Below are 15,803 nucleotides of genomic sequence, written 5' to 3' on the forward strand. Positions count from 1 at the left end.
TGGTCAAGCGGCGACGAGGGCCGGACGGCGGGCTTCCTCGGCGACCATCCCGCCCGCTTCCTTGGCGCTCGCGCCGGCCACCAGCATGATCACCGCGAACGAGCCCACGAAGATGACCGTGCTCAGCCACACCATCGTGGACACCGGCAGGGTGAACGCGCCGATCACCCGGGCAGCGCTCTCCAGCATGAACCCGATACCCCAGATGTAGCTGCTGCGGCGGACGACGGTGTCGAACCGCCGGTTGCTCCGCAGCCGCTCCCAGGCCTCTTCGTGGTCGGCCTGGCCGTGGGTCAGGAACGGGCGCAGGGCCTTGGTCATGATCGGCTGCGCGGTGAACGCGGAGATCAGGACGACGATCCCGATGAAGCCGCTGCCGAGCGAGTCCTTGGCGATCATCATGCGGGCGTCCCCGGAGACGAAGGTCAGCAGCATGCCGACGACGTTGGTCACGAGGACGACGAGGGCGAGCCCGTTGATCGTCCGGGTCCTGGCGAACTGGTAGAGGGTCCGGGCGAGCGGGAAGACCCCGGCGAGCGCGAGCGCCGTGAAGTCGTCCGCACCGAGCGAGTGGAGCCCGTAGTAGACGCCGAGGGGGACGGCGATTTCCACGCCGAGGGTCTGGAGGAGGGAACCGAGGCCGCTGGTGTTGTTCGTCATGCGAAAAGCATGTCCCGGCCAGGGCGTTCACAAAGATGCGATCCGCCACGACTCCGCCCTGACAAGTGTCACGGCCGGGCTCAGCCGCCCGAGTGCATGTCTTCGGTCTCGGGGACGCAGTCGTCGTCCGGGTCGTCGAGCCAGCCGTGCGGCAGGGTGACCTTGCCCGGGGAGCCCTGGCGGCCGCGCGGGCCGTCGGCGTTGTCGGGGAAGGGAGCGTCGTGGTCCAGCCGGCCGATGAGGTCGTCGAGCTCGGCGAGGCCGGAGACCATCGCGAAGCCGCGGCGGAGTTCGGAGCCGACCGGGAAGTTCATGAAGTACCAGGCCATGTGCTTGCGCAGGTCGCGCAGGGCCTTGGTCTCGCCGTCGTGCTGGACGAGCAGCTCGGCGTGCCTTCGCATGACCTTCGCGACTTCGCCCAAGTTCGGCGGCGTCGGGATGGCGCGCCCCTGGAAGGCGGCTTCCAGCTCCCCGAACAGCCAGGGCCTGCCGAGGCAGCCGCGGCCGACGACGACGCCGTCACAGCCGGTTTCCTCGACCATGCGCAGGGCGTCGGCGGCGCTGAAGATGTCGCCGTTGCCGAGCACGGGGATGCTGGTGACGGCTTGTTTCAGCTCGGCGATCTTGGTCCAGTCGGCCTGGCCGGAGTAACGCTGCGCGGCTGTCCGGGCGTGCAGGCTGACGGCGGCGGCGCCCTCGGCCTCGGCGATGCGGCCGGCGTCGAGGAAGGTGCGGTGGTCGTCGTCGATGCCGATCCGGAACTTCACCGTGAACGGGGTGTCCCCGGCGGCCTTGGCGGACTCGCGCACGATGGCTTCGAACAGCTTCCGTTTGAACGGCAGCGCCGCCCCGCCACCCTTGCGTGTCACCTTCGCGACCGGGCAGCCGAAGTTCGAGTCGACGTGGTCGGCCAGGCCTTCCCCGACGATGATCCGGACGGCTTCGGCCATGGTCTTGGGGTCAACGCCGTAGAGCTGCATGGACCTGGGCTTTTCGTGTTCGCCGAAGGTCATCATGTGCATGGTCCCGGGGTGCCGTTCGACGACGGCGCGGGCGGTGATCATCTCGCACACGTAGATGCCGGCGCCGTACTCGGCGCACAGCTGCCGGAAGGCGACGTTGGTGATGCCGGCCATGGGTGCGAGCACGACCGGGGGATCGACCTCGTAGGGGCCGATCTTCAGGGCGGGCTTGCTCAGCAGGGCGGTCACGTCCTCCATTGTCACCTGTGGTGTCGATCACGCCGGTTCGGGCCCCGCTCGATGCCGCTGCTCGTCCAGGCCGCCGGCTTCGCCAGGCATAGGGTTCGGCGTATGACGAACGCGCCCCTGCGCTGGGGAATCATGGGTACCGGCGGGATCGCCGGCGCCTTCGCCGAGGACCTGCGGCTCACCGGCTCCGGCGTGGTCGCCGCTGTCGGGTCCCGTACCGCCGGGAGCGCCGAGCACTTCGCCGCCGAGCGAAGCATCCCCACCCGCCACAGCAGCTACGAAGCCCTCGCGAACGACCCGGACGTCGACGTCGTCTACGTCGCCACGCCGCACCCCATGCACCACGCCAACGCGCGCCTCGCCCTCGAAGCAGGCAAGCCCGTGCTCGTCGAGAAGCCGTTCACGATGGACGCCGAAGAGGCGCGGGACCTCGTCGAGCTGGCGCGGGACCGGAACCTCTTCCTGATGGAAGCCATGTGGACGCGCTTCCTGCCGCACGTCCGGCACATCCGCGAACTCCTGCCGAGCCTCGGCCGGATCGTCACCGTCGCCGCCGACCACGGGCAGTGGTTCGCCGAAGACCCGGCCTTCCGGCTGTTCGCTCCCGAACTGGGCGGGGGTGCCCGGCTCGACCTGGGGATCTATCCCGTCTCGTTCGCCTCGATGGTGCTCGGCTCGCCCGACCGCGTCGCCGCCATGGCCACGGCCGCCTTCACCGGCGTCGACGCCCAGCTGTCGATGCTGTTCGGCTACCCGAGCGGCGCCCAAGCCGTTCTGACCTGCACGTTGAGCGCGGTTTCGCCGACCACGGCGTCGATCACCGGCACCGATGCGCGCATCGAGATCGACGGGCCCTTCTACGCGCCCGCGTCCTTCACCTACATCCCGCGCGAAGGCGAGCGGAGCCGCTTCGAATACGTCGACGAGGGCCGCGGCCTGCGGCACCAGGCCGACGAGGTGGCGCTCCGGCTGGCCGCCGGCGAGACCGAGAGCCCGCTCATGCCCCTGGACGAGACGGTTTCGATCATGACGACCATGGACGAGGTGCTGGCCGCGACCAGGACGTGACCTGGGATTGCGTAGTACTACGGATCCGCAGGTGGACGCCGGTGCGTGACCCTGTCCGGTATGACCACCGAAGCAACTGTGCTCCTCCGGCTCGCCGGCGAGATCGACGACCTGGGGCGTCGTCTCGCCTTGGTGGGTTCCGAACTGCGGACCGTCCGGGACGGGCAGCCCGAGCAGGCCGAACACCCCGAGCAGCCCGATCGGCAGCCGCAGCCTGAGCCGCAACCGCAACCGCAGCCGCAGCCGCAGCCGCAGCCGCAGCCGCAGCCTGAGCCGCAACCCCAACCGCCGCCCCAGGCCCATGCCCACCCCCAGCCTCCACCCCGGCCGACGCGGCCCGAGTCGATTCCGCGGCCGCAGTACCAGTGGCAGCCGCCCCACGAGCAGTACGCGCCGCCGCTGCACCAGCAGTACGTCCCGCACCCGCAGTACGTCCCGCAGCAGCCGTACGCTCCGCCGGTTCCGCGGCCGACGCTGGGCGAGAAGCTCGGCGCGGAAGGCGCCGGGAGCCGCGTGCTCGCCTGGATCGGCGGGGCCGTGACCCTGCTCGGCGTCGTCCTGCTGCTCGTGCTGGCCGTGCAGCGGGGCTGGCTCGGGCCGCTGCCGCGGGTGCTCGTCGGCGCCGGGTTCGGGCTGGCGCTGACCGGCACCGGCCTGTGGCTGCACCGCAAGCCCGCCGGCCGCACCGGCGCGTTCGCGCTGGCCGCCACCGGCATCGCGACGCTTTACCTGGACGTCGTCGCCGCGACCACGCTGTACGAATTCCTGCCGGTGCTCGCCGGGCTCGCCGCCGGGCTGGCGGTCGCCGTCGGCGGGCTGCTCGTGGCGGTGCGCTGGGAGTCGCCGCTGCTGGCCTCGGCCGTCGTCATCGGCTGTGTCGTGTGCGCGCCGTTGACCGTCGGCGGGTTCACCCCCGAACTGGTCACCTTCCTGTTGATGGTCCAGCTCGCGACGGCGCCGGTGCAGCTGCGCCGCGACTGGTCGTCGCTGACGCTCGTGGCTGGCGTCCCGCCGCTGTTCGCCTCCGTGGTCAGCACGGCGGTGGTGGGGGCGGGCGGCAGCTGGGCCAACACCGCCGCGGCCGGCGGCGCCGGGGTGGCGGGCGTCGTGCTCGCGCTGTGCGTGCTCCACCGCCGTCAGAACGACCCCGCGGCGCTCGCGGTGCTGGCGACCGCCGTGCTGCCGACGCTCGTCGCGGCGGTCCTGCTGCCGAAGGCGCAGTCGGTGCCGATCACGGCGGGGGCGGGCGCGGTGCTGCTCGTCGTCTGGGCGGCACGCCGCTGGTGGCCGGGGTTCGGCGGGCACGTGGCCGGCCTGGCCGGACTGCTGGCGATCCTGCAGGCGACGGTCACCCAGTTCGACGGCCCGGCGCGCGCCGGGGTGCTGCTCGGCGAGGCACTGCTGCTGGTCGTGGCCGCGGTGGGCGGCCGCAACCGGGGCGCGCTCGGCGCCGCGCTGGGGTTCGCGACCATCGGCGGCCTGATCGGCGTGTTCTTCGACGTCACGCCTGCACTGCTGATCGTGCCTCGCACCCGGCCGGTCACCGAGCTGACCGGCGCGCTCGCGGTCGCCGCGCTGATCCTCGCCGTGTCGGTCGCGCTGCCGTGGGCCGCGGCCCGGCTGGCGGTGTTCCGCGGACCGGCCGAAGACCTGCCCATCTGGCTCGTCGCCGGGGTTTCGGCGCTGTACGGCGCCGCCGGGGTCGTGTTGTGCGGGTCGCTGCTGGCGGTCCCCGGCCGGACGGGGTTCCTGCTCGGCCACGCGCTGATCACGGTGTCCTGGACGATCGCGGCGCTCGTGCTGCTCCTGCGCGGGATCGACGTCGTCGCCCTGCGGGTCACCGGGCTGGTCCTGGTCGGCGCCGCGGTGCTCAAGCTGGTGCTGTTCGACCTGGCGGCACTCGACGGCCTGGCCAGGGTCGGTGCGTTCCTCGGCGCCGGCCTGGTGCTGCTGGCGGCCGGGACGCGGTACGCGCGGCGGGTCGCGTCGCGCTGAGACAACCGGGGCTGCGCCCCGGCCGGGGGCTCCGCCACCCGGAACCCCCGAAAAGCCGTTAGCGAGGGAAGAATTGTCGGTGCCCTCGTGGCACCGCGAAGCTCCGGCACATCGAGGCGAACCCCGACGTCAGCTTCCACCTCAACAGCGACGAGCACGGCGGCTCGGTCCTCGTCGTCACCGGGAAGGCGCACGTCGAGCCGGGCAAGCCTTCGGAGGCAGCCGGGTACCTCGACAAGTACGGCTTCCGCTACGCGGGCGTCGGCTTGACCGCGGACGGGTTCGACGCCAAGTACTCCGTCCGCATCCGCGTGGTGCCCGAGCGCTCCTGGGGGTTCTGACCAGTCCGTTTCGGACGGTGACGAGCCGGGAGTGCGTGGGAAAGTCGCGGATTTCCCAGCCGGTGGACGGTCCGTTGTCCGGTTATTGTGCCTTCGTGCCCGAACACACCGGTGAAACCCGCAACGAACAGCTGACCCGCAACATCGGCGAGCTGCTGCAAGAACTGCGGGTCGCGCAGGCCGGGGTGCAGATCCTCTTCGGCTTCCTGCTGTCGGTCGTGTTCACCGACCGGTTCCACGACGCCAGCGGGTTCGAAAAGTCGCTGCACCTGTCCGCGGTGGCGCTCGCGGTGGCGGCCACGGCGCTGCTGACCGCGCCCGCGGCGTGGCACCGGCTGCTGTTCCGCACCGGGAGCCGGGAGCGGATCCTGACCGTCGGCAACCGGCTCGTGCTGGTCGGGCTGGTCTGCCTGGCCCTGGCGATCACGTCGACGGTGGCGCTGATCGCCAAGGTGGTCTACGGCGGGATCGCGATGCTGATCATGGCCGTGCTCTGCCTGCTGCTCTTCGGGATCCTCTGGTTCGTCATGCCGTTCCGGCTGCACCCGGCCAACGGCACTCAGCCGACGGGTCCGCCCAGGTAGCGCGTGTCCTCCTGGACGAAGCAGAGCGGGTTGCCGAAGGGGTCGTCGGCGTAGAACGAGCGCTCGCCCCAGAACTGGGTTTCGATGGCGTCGTCGACCCAGCGCGGCCCGGCGGCGCGCACGCGCTCGAGCGTCTCCTCGACGTCGTCGACCGCGAGGTAGACGATCCGCGGGTCCCGCTGCGGGCGTGGCTCCCGGTGTCCGAGCGGCGCCTCGACGCAGGCCAGCACCACGCCGCCGCAGGTGAAGTAGTGCCGGTTGACCGCGATCCGCTCGCCGGGGTCGCCGAAGACGGCGGCGTAGAACGCGACGGCGACCTCGATGTCGTCGACGGGTTGGATCATCCGGAACACCCGCGGGCCGCTCATGCGGGCACAGTACCGCTGTTCATCCTGCGTTCGGCGGCAGTTGCCGGGGTGGTCGGAAGCCGCCCGTAGCTTCCCGCCCGTGACTGACACTTCTCGCCGGACCTTCCTCCTCGGCGCACCGGCCGTCGCCGCCGCGGCGACCCTGCCGAACGTCCTCGGCGCGCCCTCCGCCGGAGCGCAGGGCCGCCACCGTCCCGACGCCGAAGATCCGCGCTTCACGCTCGTGGTGATGCCGGATACGCAGTACCTGTTCGACGAGGACCGCGGCGACGCGGCCCCGCTGGACGCCTCGCTGCGGTACGTCCTCGAAGCCGAGGACGACAACGTTGTCTTCCTCGCCCACCTGGGCGACCTGACCCAGAACGGCCGGGCGGACGAGTTCGCCCGGATCAGCCGGTCGTTCCAGGCCCTCGACCGCCGCCGGTTCCCGTACAGCACCCTCGCCGGCAACCACGACATCGACGGCTCGAAGGACGACCAGCGCGGCCCCTCGCCGTACCTCGACGCGTTCGGCCCGCAGCGCCGGCGCAACTCGCCGACGTTCCGCGGCGCGACGAAGGACGGCTACAACAGCTACCACGTCTTCCGCGGAGGCGGCCGCGAGTGGCTGCTGCTCGCCCTCGACTGGCGGCCCTCAGCGGGCGGCTTGAACTGGGCGAAGCAGGTCCTCGCGCAGCACCCGACGCTGCCGGCCATCCTCACCATCCACGAGCTCGTCTGGGCCGACGACGACCACCAAGCCCAGTTCTCGACCTTCGGCGAGCTCGTCTGGAAGGAGCTGGTGAACGGCAACGACCAGATCTTCCTCACGCTCAACGGGCACTACTGGCCGACCGGGCGCACCGTCCGGAAGAACGCCGCCGGGCACGACGTGCACGTCCACCTCGCCAACTACCAGGACCGCTACTACGGCGGCAGCGCGATGATCCGGCTCTACCGGTTCGACCTCGCACGCGGCGTGATCGACGTCCGGACGTTCTCGCCGTGGCTCGCCGCGCAGGACCACCTGAGTGAAATGCAGCAGGTGGAGGTCGAGCGCAGCGGCTCCGCCGACTACTTCAGCCTGGAGATCGACTTCGCCGAGCGGTTCAAGGGCTTCGCGCCGGTGCCCGTCCCGCCCGGACGACCGGCGAAGCAGCTGCTGGTGCCGGGCACCGTCGCCTACTGGCGCTTCGAAGGCGGCCAGGACGGCAAGCCGGTGCCGGACGACGTCGTCGTGCGCGACCAGACCGGCCAGGGCAACGACCTCACCCGCGTCACCGCGCCCGGCAGCGGCCCGGACGCGCTGAAGTACTCGAGCGACTTCTCGCCGCGGCAACCGTCGCGGGCGAGCCTGCGGTTCGACGGCAGCCGCAACCCCAGCCGCGGTGCGTACCTGCGCACGGTCGGCGCCGCGCCGATGAACCGGCTGAAGTTCGAACGCGGGTACACCGTCGAGGCGTTCTTCCGGCTGCCCGCCGACTTCAAGGACGGCCACCACGGCTGGTGCGGCCTGTTCGCCAGGCTCGGCAGCGGGGCCGCCGCGGGCAAGACCGGCGACGACCCGCAGGAGTCCGCGGCCACACTGTCTCTTTCGGACGGTGGCGAGCTGCAGTGGGCGGTGTACCCGCTGAACCAGGACCGGACCTCGACGAACTGGGGGCACGAGCTGCCGGTGGAGAAGTGGTGGCACGTGGCCGTGGTCAACGACGGCAGGCGCACGACCGTGTACGTCGACGGCTGCCCCGTGGTCCGGAACCCGGCCACGCCCGCCGTCGGGCTCGCCGATCCGGGCGGGCCGTGGCTGGTCGGTGCCTCGTCCTACGGCGGGAAGGTCGACCGCAGTTTCGCGGGGCTGCTGGGTGACGTGCGGGTGGTCGACCGGCCGCTGAACCCGCGTGAATTCATGCTGGACTGAGGGCCTTGACAGCGGGTGGACAATAAAAAATCGGCGTGTCCTCCAAAACAAACGGAGCACTCGCCGAACCTGATTGGATTCTAACCGCTGTGAGGGGAACTTGTCAAACCAGGGGTACGACGAGGAATTGCGGGAAGAACGGGCCTACGTCGCCGCGCTGTACGAGCGGCTCGATCGCGAGCGCGCGGCGGCGCAGGCCCGGTACCACGGCGCACTCGGCCAAACCGAGGTGACACCGGGGGAACGGGAGACCGACGTCCGGTGCCGGTCGCGGGAGGCGGCCCGGCTGGACGTCGCCGACAACGGGCTTTGTTTCGGCCGGTTGGACGCCGTTTCGGGCGAAACCAGCTACATCGGCCGCATCGGGCTCTTCGACGAGGAAAACGACTACGAACCGTTCCTGCTCGATTGGCGGGCGCCGGCGGCGCGGCCGTTCTACGTCGCCACCGCGGCGACACCGGAAAACATGCGCCGCCGCCGTCAGTTCCACCCGATGGGCCGCCGGGTCCTCGGTTTCACCGATGAAGTCCTGGGCCGTCCCGGCTCGGACGACCTCGGGGGGTCTGGGGGGTCGTCCCCCCAGGCATGTCTCAGCGAACGCGGGGACGCGGCCCTGCTCGCGGCCGTCAACGCGCCCCGCGGCGAGGGGATGCGGGACATCGTCGCGACCATCCAGGCCGAGCAGGACGAGATCATCCGCCTCGGCCACGCGGGGGTGCTGGTGGTCGAAGGCGGCCCCGGCACCGGCAAGACGGCCGTCGCCCTGCACCGGGTGGCGTACCTGCTCTACACCCGGCGCGAGCGGATGGCGCGCAGCGGCGTGCTCGTCGTCGGGCCGAGCCCGCTGTTCCTCGACCACATCGGCCGCGTGCTGCCGTCGCTCGGCGAGTCGGACGTCGTTTTCCTGACCACCGGCGACCTGGTGCCCGGGCTGCGGGTCACCGCCGAGGACCGGCCGGAGGTGGCGCGGTTGAAGGGATCGCTGCAGATCCTCGACGTGCTGGCCGCCGCGGTCGCCGACCGCCGGCAGGTGCCCGCGGAGCCGGTGCCGATCGACCTCGGCGACGTCACCGTGGAGCTCGACGAAGACCTCGCGGCCGAGGCCCGGCTCGAAGCGCGCGAGACCGGGCTGCCGCACAACGAAGCCCGGCCGGTCTTCCGCGAGCGCGTCGTGGCGCTCGTCGCCGAGCGTGCCGTGGCGAAGATCGGCGAAGGCTGGCTGACGCGGGCGGACCGCGGGTTGTGGGCGGACCTCCGCGCCGAGGTCCTCGCCGAACTCGCGGACCACGAAACTTTCGAAACCGCCCTCGACGAGCTGTGGCCGTACCTGACGCCGGAGACGTTGCTGGCGCCGCTGTACGAGTCTCCCCGCCGGCTCGAGGCCGCCGGGGCCGATCCGGCGTTGTTCCGCGCGGACGGCCCGGCTTGGACCGTGTCGGACGTGCCGTTGCTCGACGAGCTGGTCGACCTGCTCGGCCGGGACGACGCCGTCGAACGCGCCGCCGCGCGCCGGCGGGCGGCGGCGGAGGCCGAGTACGCCTCCGGCGTCATGGAGCTGATGAAGCTGGACCGCGAGGAGCTGGACGAGGACGTCCAGCTGGTGGCCGAGGATCTCCTCGACGCCAAGACCTGGCGGCGCGGTTCGTCGAACGCGACCCGCGCGAACTCGCCGAGCGGGCGGCCGCGGACCGGGACTGGACGTACGGGCACGTCGTCGTCGACGAGGCGCAGGAACTGTCCGAAATGGACTGGCGGGTGCTGATGCGGCGGTGTCCCAACCGCTCGTTCACGATCGTCGGCGACCTCGCCCAGCGCCGGTCGGCGGCCGGCGCGACGGCGTGGGGACCGATGCTGGCGCCGTACGTCGGCGACCGCTGGCTGTACCGCGAGCTGACCGTGAACTACCGGACCCCGGCGGAGATCATGGCCGTCGCGGGTGCGCTGCTGGCGCGGTTCGCGCCGGCCGCGCGGCCGCCGGAATCGGTGCGCGCGTGCGGGGTGCGGCCGTGGTCCAGACGAGTGGCGGCCGACGAGCTGCCGGACGCGATCGAGGACTTCGTCCGCGACGAAGCCGGCCGCGAAGGCACCAGCGTCGTGCTCGGTCCGCCGGGCGTGCCGGGCACGATCCCGCCGTCGGCCGCCAAGGGGCTGGAGTTCGACGCGGTCCTCGTCGTCGAGCCGGAGCGGATCCTGGCCGCGGGCCCGCGCGGCGCGGCTGAGCTGTACGTCGCGCTCACGCGCGCCACGCAGCGCCTCGGGGTGCTGCACCGGGATCCGCTCCCGGCCGCGCTGACCGGCCTCGCCGAGGCCGGCGTGCCCGTGCGGTCCGGGCACCGGCGGCTCCAGTAGCGAACGGGGGTGGCGGGCGGCGACCCGCCCGTCATCCCCGGCCGCTACGCCGTGAGCCGGCCCCAGGAGTAGTTCTGCTTGGCCAGCTTCAGGTACACGAACAGCTCGGTCCCGGACACGCCCGGGATCTTCCGCACCTCTTCGCCGAGCACCTCGAGCATGTGGTCGTCGTCCTTGCAGACCAGCTCGGCCAGCAGGTCGTAGCGCCCGGCGCACAGCACGACGTAGTGCACGTTGTCCAGCTCGGAGAGCTTCTCCGCGACTTCGCGGGGATCCACGCCGTCGACGTTGATGCCGACCATGGCCTGCCGCGTCAGATCCACGTTGGCGGGGTCGGTCACCGCGACGATCTGCATCAGGTCGTCGCGCAGCAACCGCTGCACGCGCTGGCGGACCGCTCCCTCCGAAAGCCCGACCGCTTTGGCGAGTGCGGTGAACGAGGCCCGGCCGTCCTGTTGGAGCAGGGCGATCAGTGATCTGTCCGTATTGTCCAATGCGCGCGCACGTGTTTCGTCACCCATGCCGTCCCTCCCTGTGTTTCGGCATGTGATTTGTCAAGTGCGCAGCGTATCGAGACCTGCGGAGAAAGCGAGACCCTCGCGCCAGCTTCGCGCGATTCGACGCCAGGACCGCGTTCAGCCGAGGAATCGGTGGCGGGGGGCGAAAGTGACGAGGCTTTCCGAGGCGGTTTTGTGCGCCCGCGCACAGCCGGACGCGTACACCGGGCCCCGCCGGGTACCGTCTGGCGGCTCTCTCGTCCGAAGCAACCCCAGGAGGACCAACGCATGTCGGAGGCCGTGGCGCTCGGCGTCGCCCCCGCCGTTCCCGAGAAGGGGCTTCGCGGCGGTGCGCTGGGCATGGTGTCGTCGATGGTCATCGGCATGTCGTCGACGGCGCCGGCGTACTCGATCGCGGCCACGCTCGGGCTGATCGTGCTGGCCGGCACCGGGTTCAAGGCGGCGGGGTTCGTGCTGCTGTCGTTCGTGCCGGTGCTGTTCGTCGCCTTCGCGTTCCGCGAGCTGAACACCGCGGAACCCGACTGCGGCACCAACTTCACCTGGGCGGTGCGCGCGTTCGGCCCGCACGCCGGCTGGTTCACCGGCTGGGTCGTCACGGTCGCGCAGCTGCTGGTGATGAGCAGCCAGTCCGCGCTCACCGGCCGGTACACGCTGCTGCTGTTCGGCGCGTCCGGCGCGGCGGACAACCGGTGGGTGACGACGGCGATCGGGGCCGCGTGGCTGCTGGCGCTGTGCTGGCTCTGCTACCGGGGGATCGAGGTGTCCGCACGGGTGCAGTGGATCCTGCTCGGCGTGGAACTCGCCGTGCTGGTGCTCTTCTCGGTCGTCGCGCTGGTCCGCGTCTTCGGGGGCACGGCCGGTCCGCAGGCGTCGGTGCCGCGGCCGGACTGGCTGTGGCCGGGCGGGGTCTCCGCCGGGACCGCGGTTTCGGCGGTGCTGCTGGCCGTGTTCATCTACTGGGGCTGGGAAAGCTCGCTGTCGGTCAACGAGGAGTCCGCCGACCCGCGGCACGCGCCGGGACGGGCGGCGGTGCTCTCGACGGTGCTGCTGGTGCTGAACTACCTGCTCGTGACGGTGGCCGCGCTGGCCTTCGCCGGAGTCGGCACCGAGGGGATCGGCCTGGCGAACGAGGCCAACTCGGAGGACGTCCTGGCCGGCCTGGGTGGCGCGGTGTTCGGCGACGGCACCGGCGGCAAGGTACTGGGCGTGCTGCTGATCGTCTCGGTGCTGACCAGCGGCGCGGCCACCAGCCAGGCGACGATCATGCCGGCGGCGCGCACGACGTTGTCGATGGCCAGCCACGGCGCCCTGCCGCGCGTCTTCGGGCGGGTGCACCCGCGGTACCGGACGCCTTCGGTGGCCACGTGGGCGTTCGGCCTGGTGTCGCTGGCCGGGTACGTGCTCCTCGCGCTGGTCAGCGGCAACGTGCTGGCGGACTCGGTCGACGCGGTCGGGCTGACCATCGCCATCGAGTACACGATGACGGCACTGGCCTGCGTCTGGGTGTTCCGCCGGACGTTGTTCACGAGCGTGCGCAACTTCGTGCTCCGCGGGCTGTTGCCGTTCATCGGCGGCGTGTTCTTCCTCGCGGTGCTGGTGTTCGCGCTGCTCGAGTACGCGCGGCCGGACGCGGGCGAGACGACGGTGTTCGGCATCGGCGGCGTCGCGGTGATCGGCGTGGTGTCGATCGTGCTCGGGGTGCCGCTGATGTTCGCGGTCCACCGGGCCTGCCGCGACTTCTTCGCCGGCCGCCGCCTGCGGCGGGGGTTCGTCCGCCGCGGCGGCGACCGCATCGAGCCGGTCTAGCCGACGTCCCGGCGGCTCAGGTCCTCCTCGGTCTCACGGCGCACCAGCAGCGTCGCGACGCCGTCCTTGACGCCGACCAGCGGTGGCCGGCCGACTTGGTTGTAGTTCGACGCCAGCGAGTGGTGGTACGCGCCGGTGCACGGCACGGCCAGGAGGTCGCCGGCGTGCAGGTCGCCGGGCAGGCTGATGCCGTCGGCGAGGACGTCGCCTGCTTCGCAGTGCCTGCCGACCACGGTCATCAGGCTGCGCTTCGCCGTCGAACGCCGTCCCACCAGGCGCGTGGTGTACCGCGCGCCGTAGAGCGAGGGGCGCGCGTTGTCGCTCATGCCGCCGTCGACCGCGACGAACGTGCGGCTGCCGCGCTTGACCGCGCACACGCGGTACACCGTGATCCCGGCCGGCCCGACGATCGCCCGGCCCGGCTCGATCGTCAGGCGGGGCAGCGGGAATCCGTGCGCCGCGCACGCGTAGGCGAGCGCCACGCGCAGGCGCCGCGAGTAGCCGCCGAGGTCGAACGCGGGCTCGCCGCCGACGTAGGGCACCGCGTGCCCGCCGCCGAGATCGAGCTCCCGCAGCGTGACGCCGTGGGTGTCCCGGATCCGGACGAGGACCTCGGCCATCCGCCGCGCGGCTGCCTCGTACCGGTCGACCCGGGACACCTGCGAGCCGATGTGGCAGTGCAGCCCTTGGAGCCGCAGCCCGGATTGCTTCTTCACTGCTTCGACGGCGGCGTCGACGTTGTCCGGAACCCCGTCGAGCAGCGAGAAGCCGAACTTCTGGCCCTCCGCGCCAGTGCGGATGGCCGCGTGCGCCCCAGCCGCGACGCCCGGCATCACCCGGATCATCACCTGCTGCGCGCCGGTGGCGAGCGCGCCGAGCTGCTCGATCTCGTCGAGCGAGTCGACGACGATCCGCCGGACGCCGTAGCCGAGCGCGGCCTTCAGGTCCTCGGGCGTCTTCGCGTTGCCGTGCAGCAGCATGCGCTCCGCGGGAAAGCCGACCGAGCGCGCGACGGCGATCTCGCCGGCGGAACAGGTGTCGAGCGACAACCCCTCCTCGGCGACCCAACGCAGTACGGTCCGGGTGCAGAGCGCCTTGCCGGCGTACGCGACTTCGACGTCCGGCAGCGTTTCGCGGTACTCACGGGCGGTGTCGCGGACCTGCTGCTCGTCGATGAGGTAGGACGGCGTCCCGAAGCGGCCGGCGAGGTGGCTGACCGGCGCGCCGGCGAAGACCAGTTCGCCGTCTTCGCCGAGCCGGGTGCTTCGCGGCCAGACTCCTGGCTCGAGGTGATCGACGGCTGCGCAGCCGAGGCTGGGAAGAAGCTCGCTGAGTGTCACGGGTGCCTCCGGGCATCACGGCGGATCGGACTCCGTCAGGACACTCCGCCGGAGCTCGGCCGGCCTGCTCGGGCACACCGCCTTGACGGGTTTCGACCAGCCGCTTACTCGTTGTTGACGCGCGAGTAACTTCGGCCACATCGCGGTTGACCTGCGCAGTTCGCGAGCGGGCCGGGCAGTGGGTGCCCCGGCCGCCGCGTCCTGGCCGGCCTCAGCGGGTCTTGCCGGCCGCAGCGCTGCACACGCAGCCGCGGTCGGTCGCCTGCCCGGTCGTCGTCGCGGCGCAGTAGCGGCGCGCGATCGCGTCGTGCGTGCCGAGCGGGTGCGGGCAGCTCGGGCACTGCGTGCCGGACCGGGGTTCCTCCGCCGCGCCGGGCACCGGGGCCGTCACACTGCCACCTTCGCCATTCGAAGGGGTGCGCTCACGGCGTGGAGGTGCTGAAGCACGTAACCGTACGAGCGGCCCCAGCCGCATTCGGCGTAGGAAATCTCTTGCCGGGCACAGAAGTCCCGCACGATCACCTGCGCGTGCTTGAGGTTCGGCCGGGCCATGCTCGGGAACAGGTGGTGCTCGATCTGGTAGTTCAGCCCGCCGAGGGCGAAGTCGGTCACCCGGCCGCCGCGGACGTTGCGCGAGGTCAGCACCTGCTTGCGCAGGAAGTCCAGCTTGTGCCCGGCCGACAGCATTTCCATGCCCTTGTGGTTGGGCGCGAACGAACAGCCCATGTACAGCCCCCACAGGAACTGGTGCACCAGGATGAAGATGATCCCGGTCAGCGGCGACAGCACGACGAACACCGCGGCGAGGTAGGCCACCAGGTGCGCGATCAGCAGCGCGGACTCCAGCTTGTGCTTGCGGACGTCCCTGCGCCACACCGCCTTGACGCTCGAGACGTGCAGGTTGAGGCCTTCGAGCAGGAGCAGCGGGAAGAACAGGAACGCCTGGTACTTCGCCACCCAGCGCAGGAAACCGCGCTTCTGCGAACTCTGCGCCTTGCTGAACGCGAGTGCGGCGATGTCGACGTCCGGGTCCTCGTCCTCGTTGTTGGGATTCGCGTGGTGGCGCGCGTGCGTGCCGATCCACCAGCCGTAGCTCAACCCGGTGAGTCCACCGTGGACCAATCCGGTGGCGTCATTGGCCTTGCGGCTGCTGAAGATCTGCTTGTGCCCGGCGTCGTGGCCGATGAACGCCAGTTGCGCGAACACCATCGCGAAGAACGCGGCGAGGAACAGCTGCCACCACGAGTCGCCGAGGAAGGCGAAGGCGACCCAGCCGCCGCCGAACGCGGCGAGGTTGAGCCCCATCCGCACGGCGTAGTAGCGGCGCCGGCGCCGCAGGAGTCCCGCGTCCTTGATGAGCCGCGAGAGCTCGGCGAAGTCACTGCCGTGCGAAGTTTCCGGAACTTGAAGCGAAGTCATGTCCGCCGTTCTGGTCAGCTTGAATGCTTGTCCAACAACGGCTTCCGGCGATCGTGAGCCGGTCCGATCCGGGAGAAGGGCACTGGTGCCTGGCCGCGGGTTTGCTCCGCGGCATGCGCTCAGCGTCCCACCCGGGGCCCTCGATGGCAATTCCCCGCCGGCCACCGAAGAGGTGTACAGTCAGCCACATCGGGATGACGGTGACCTGCCTCACACCCGAGAGTGTCCGGCCGGTCCGCCTGGCCGG

General features: G+C 71.4%; 12 protein-coding genes and 1 pseudogene. 6 read left to right on the forward strand and 7 right to left on the reverse strand.

What is annotated here, in order from left to right; genetic code table 11:
• Positions 1-3: 3 nt before the first annotated feature.
• Together AB0F15_RS20230 and dusB are read right to left on the reverse strand one after the other, a co-directional pair.
• Positions 4-660 carry a VC0807 family protein gene (locus tag AB0F15_RS20230; RefSeq protein WP_360272158.1) on the reverse strand — a complete coding sequence of 219 codons (657 nt, stop codon included), beginning with the start codon at positions 658-660 and terminating at the stop codon, positions 4-6.
• A gap of 80 nt (positions 661-740) precedes the next feature.
• Positions 741-1,880, reverse strand: a complete 1,140-nt coding sequence (dusB, locus tag AB0F15_RS20235) for a tRNA dihydrouridine synthase DusB (protein WP_360272161.1) — start codon at positions 1,878-1,880, stop codon at positions 741-743.
• Positions 1,881-1,973: 93 nt separating this feature from the next.
• Between dusB and AB0F15_RS20240 the strand changes: the two genes are divergently transcribed.
• The 3 genes from AB0F15_RS20240 to AB0F15_RS20250 all read left to right on the forward strand — a co-directional run bounded on the left by AB0F15_RS20240 (position 1,974) and on the right by AB0F15_RS20250 (position 5,859).
• Positions 1,974-2,939 (forward strand): Gfo/Idh/MocA family oxidoreductase, encoded by a 966-nt coding sequence (locus tag AB0F15_RS20240; protein WP_360272164.1) that lies wholly within the window; start codon positions 1,974-1,976, stop codon positions 2,937-2,939.
• 60 nt (positions 2,940-2,999) lie between these two features.
• Positions 3,000-4,934, forward strand: a complete 1,935-nt coding sequence (locus tag AB0F15_RS20245) for a DUF2339 domain-containing protein (protein WP_360272167.1) — start codon at positions 3,000-3,002, stop codon at positions 4,932-4,934.
• Between the two features lie 436 nt (positions 4,935-5,370).
• Positions 5,371-5,859, forward strand: coding sequence for a DUF6328 family protein (locus tag AB0F15_RS20250; protein WP_360272170.1), 489 nt, complete (start codon positions 5,371-5,373; stop codon positions 5,857-5,859).
• Here AB0F15_RS20250 and AB0F15_RS20255 read toward each other — a convergent pair.
• The gene (locus AB0F15_RS20255) at positions 5,835-6,227 is read right to left on the reverse strand and encodes a VOC family protein (protein WP_360272173.1); all 393 of its coding nucleotides are present in this window, start codon (positions 6,225-6,227) and stop codon (positions 5,835-5,837) included. The genes AB0F15_RS20250 and AB0F15_RS20255 overlap by 25 nt on opposite strands.
• A gap of 79 nt (positions 6,228-6,306) precedes the next feature.
• Here AB0F15_RS20255 and AB0F15_RS20260 point away from each other — a divergent pair, with 79 nt between their 5' ends.
• Both AB0F15_RS20260 and helR read left to right on the forward strand, forming a co-directional pair.
• On the forward strand, positions 6,307-8,124 hold the full coding sequence (locus AB0F15_RS20260; protein ID WP_360272176.1) for a LamG-like jellyroll fold domain-containing protein: 1,818 nt from the start codon (positions 6,307-6,309) through the stop codon (positions 8,122-8,124).
• A 100-nt stretch (positions 8,125-8,224) separates the two neighbouring features.
• A pseudogene (helR, locus tag AB0F15_RS20265) lies at positions 8,225-10,473 on the forward strand (RNA polymerase recycling motor ATPase HelR).
• A 44-nt stretch (positions 10,474-10,517) separates the two neighbouring features.
• On the opposite strand, the gene AB0F15_RS20270 reads toward helR, so the two are convergent.
• Positions 10,518-10,994, reverse strand: coding sequence for an Lrp/AsnC family transcriptional regulator (locus tag AB0F15_RS20270; RefSeq protein ID WP_360272179.1), 477 nt, complete (start codon positions 10,992-10,994; stop codon positions 10,518-10,520).
• 264 nt (positions 10,995-11,258) lie between these two features.
• Here AB0F15_RS20270 and AB0F15_RS20275 point away from each other — a divergent pair, with 264 nt between their 5' ends.
• Complete coding sequence (locus AB0F15_RS20275) at positions 11,259-12,797, forward strand: APC family permease (RefSeq protein ID WP_360272183.1); 1,539 nt, start codon at positions 11,259-11,261, stop codon at positions 12,795-12,797.
• Here the strand turns inward: AB0F15_RS20275 and lysA are convergent.
• From lysA to AB0F15_RS20290, 3 genes are all read right to left on the reverse strand, one after another.
• Positions 12,794-14,137 (reverse strand): diaminopimelate decarboxylase, encoded by a 1,344-nt coding sequence (lysA, locus tag AB0F15_RS20280; protein WP_360272186.1) that lies wholly within the window; start codon positions 14,135-14,137, stop codon positions 12,794-12,796. The two genes, AB0F15_RS20275 and lysA, sit on opposite strands and share 4 nt — an antisense overlap.
• 211 nt (positions 14,138-14,348) lie before the next feature.
• Entirely contained in the window at positions 14,349-14,528 is a 180-nt protein-coding gene (locus AB0F15_RS20285; RefSeq protein ID WP_360272188.1) for an RGCVC family protein, read from the reverse strand.
• Positions 14,525-15,556: an acyl-CoA desaturase gene (locus AB0F15_RS20290; RefSeq protein WP_360272191.1), complete on the reverse strand. Its 1,032-nt coding sequence runs from the start codon at positions 15,554-15,556 to the stop codon at positions 14,525-14,527. The genes AB0F15_RS20285 and AB0F15_RS20290 overlap by 4 nt, the downstream gene beginning before the upstream one ends.
• Between the last annotated feature and the right edge of the window lie 247 nt (positions 15,557-15,803).

Source organism: Amycolatopsis sp. NPDC026612, assembly GCF_040638285.1.
In the GTDB taxonomy this organism is placed as follows: domain Bacteria; phylum Actinomycetota; class Actinomycetes; order Mycobacteriales; family Pseudonocardiaceae; genus Amycolatopsis.

What these genes read in the sequence shown, in the direction of transcription:
- AB0F15_RS20230 (WP_360272158.1), bottom strand. Translation starts at nt 660, where the DNA reads ATGACGAACAACACCAGCGGCCTCGGTTCCCTCCTCCAGACCCTCGGC.
- dusB (WP_360272161.1), bottom strand. Translation starts at nt 1,880, where the DNA reads ATGGAGGACGTGACCGCCCTGCTGAGCAAGCCCGCCCTGAAGATCGGC.
- AB0F15_RS20240 (WP_360272164.1), top strand. Translation starts at nt 1,974, where the DNA reads ATGACGAACGCGCCCCTGCGCTGGGGAATCATGGGTACCGGCGGGATC.
- AB0F15_RS20245 (WP_360272167.1), top strand. Translation starts at nt 3,000, where the DNA reads ATGACCACCGAAGCAACTGTGCTCCTCCGGCTCGCCGGCGAGATCGAC.
- AB0F15_RS20255 (WP_360272173.1), bottom strand. Translation starts at nt 6,227, where the DNA reads ATGAGCGGCCCGCGGGTGTTCCGGATGATCCAACCCGTCGACGACATC.
- AB0F15_RS20270 (WP_360272179.1), bottom strand. Translation starts at nt 10,994, where the DNA reads ATGGGTGACGAAACACGTGCGCGCGCATTGGACAATACGGACAGATCA.
- AB0F15_RS20275 (WP_360272183.1), top strand. Translation starts at nt 11,259, where the DNA reads ATGTCGGAGGCCGTGGCGCTCGGCGTCGCCCCCGCCGTTCCCGAGAAG.
- AB0F15_RS20290 (WP_360272191.1), bottom strand. Translation starts at nt 15,556, where the DNA reads ATGACTTCGCTTCAAGTTCCGGAAACTTCGCACGGCAGTGACTTCGCC.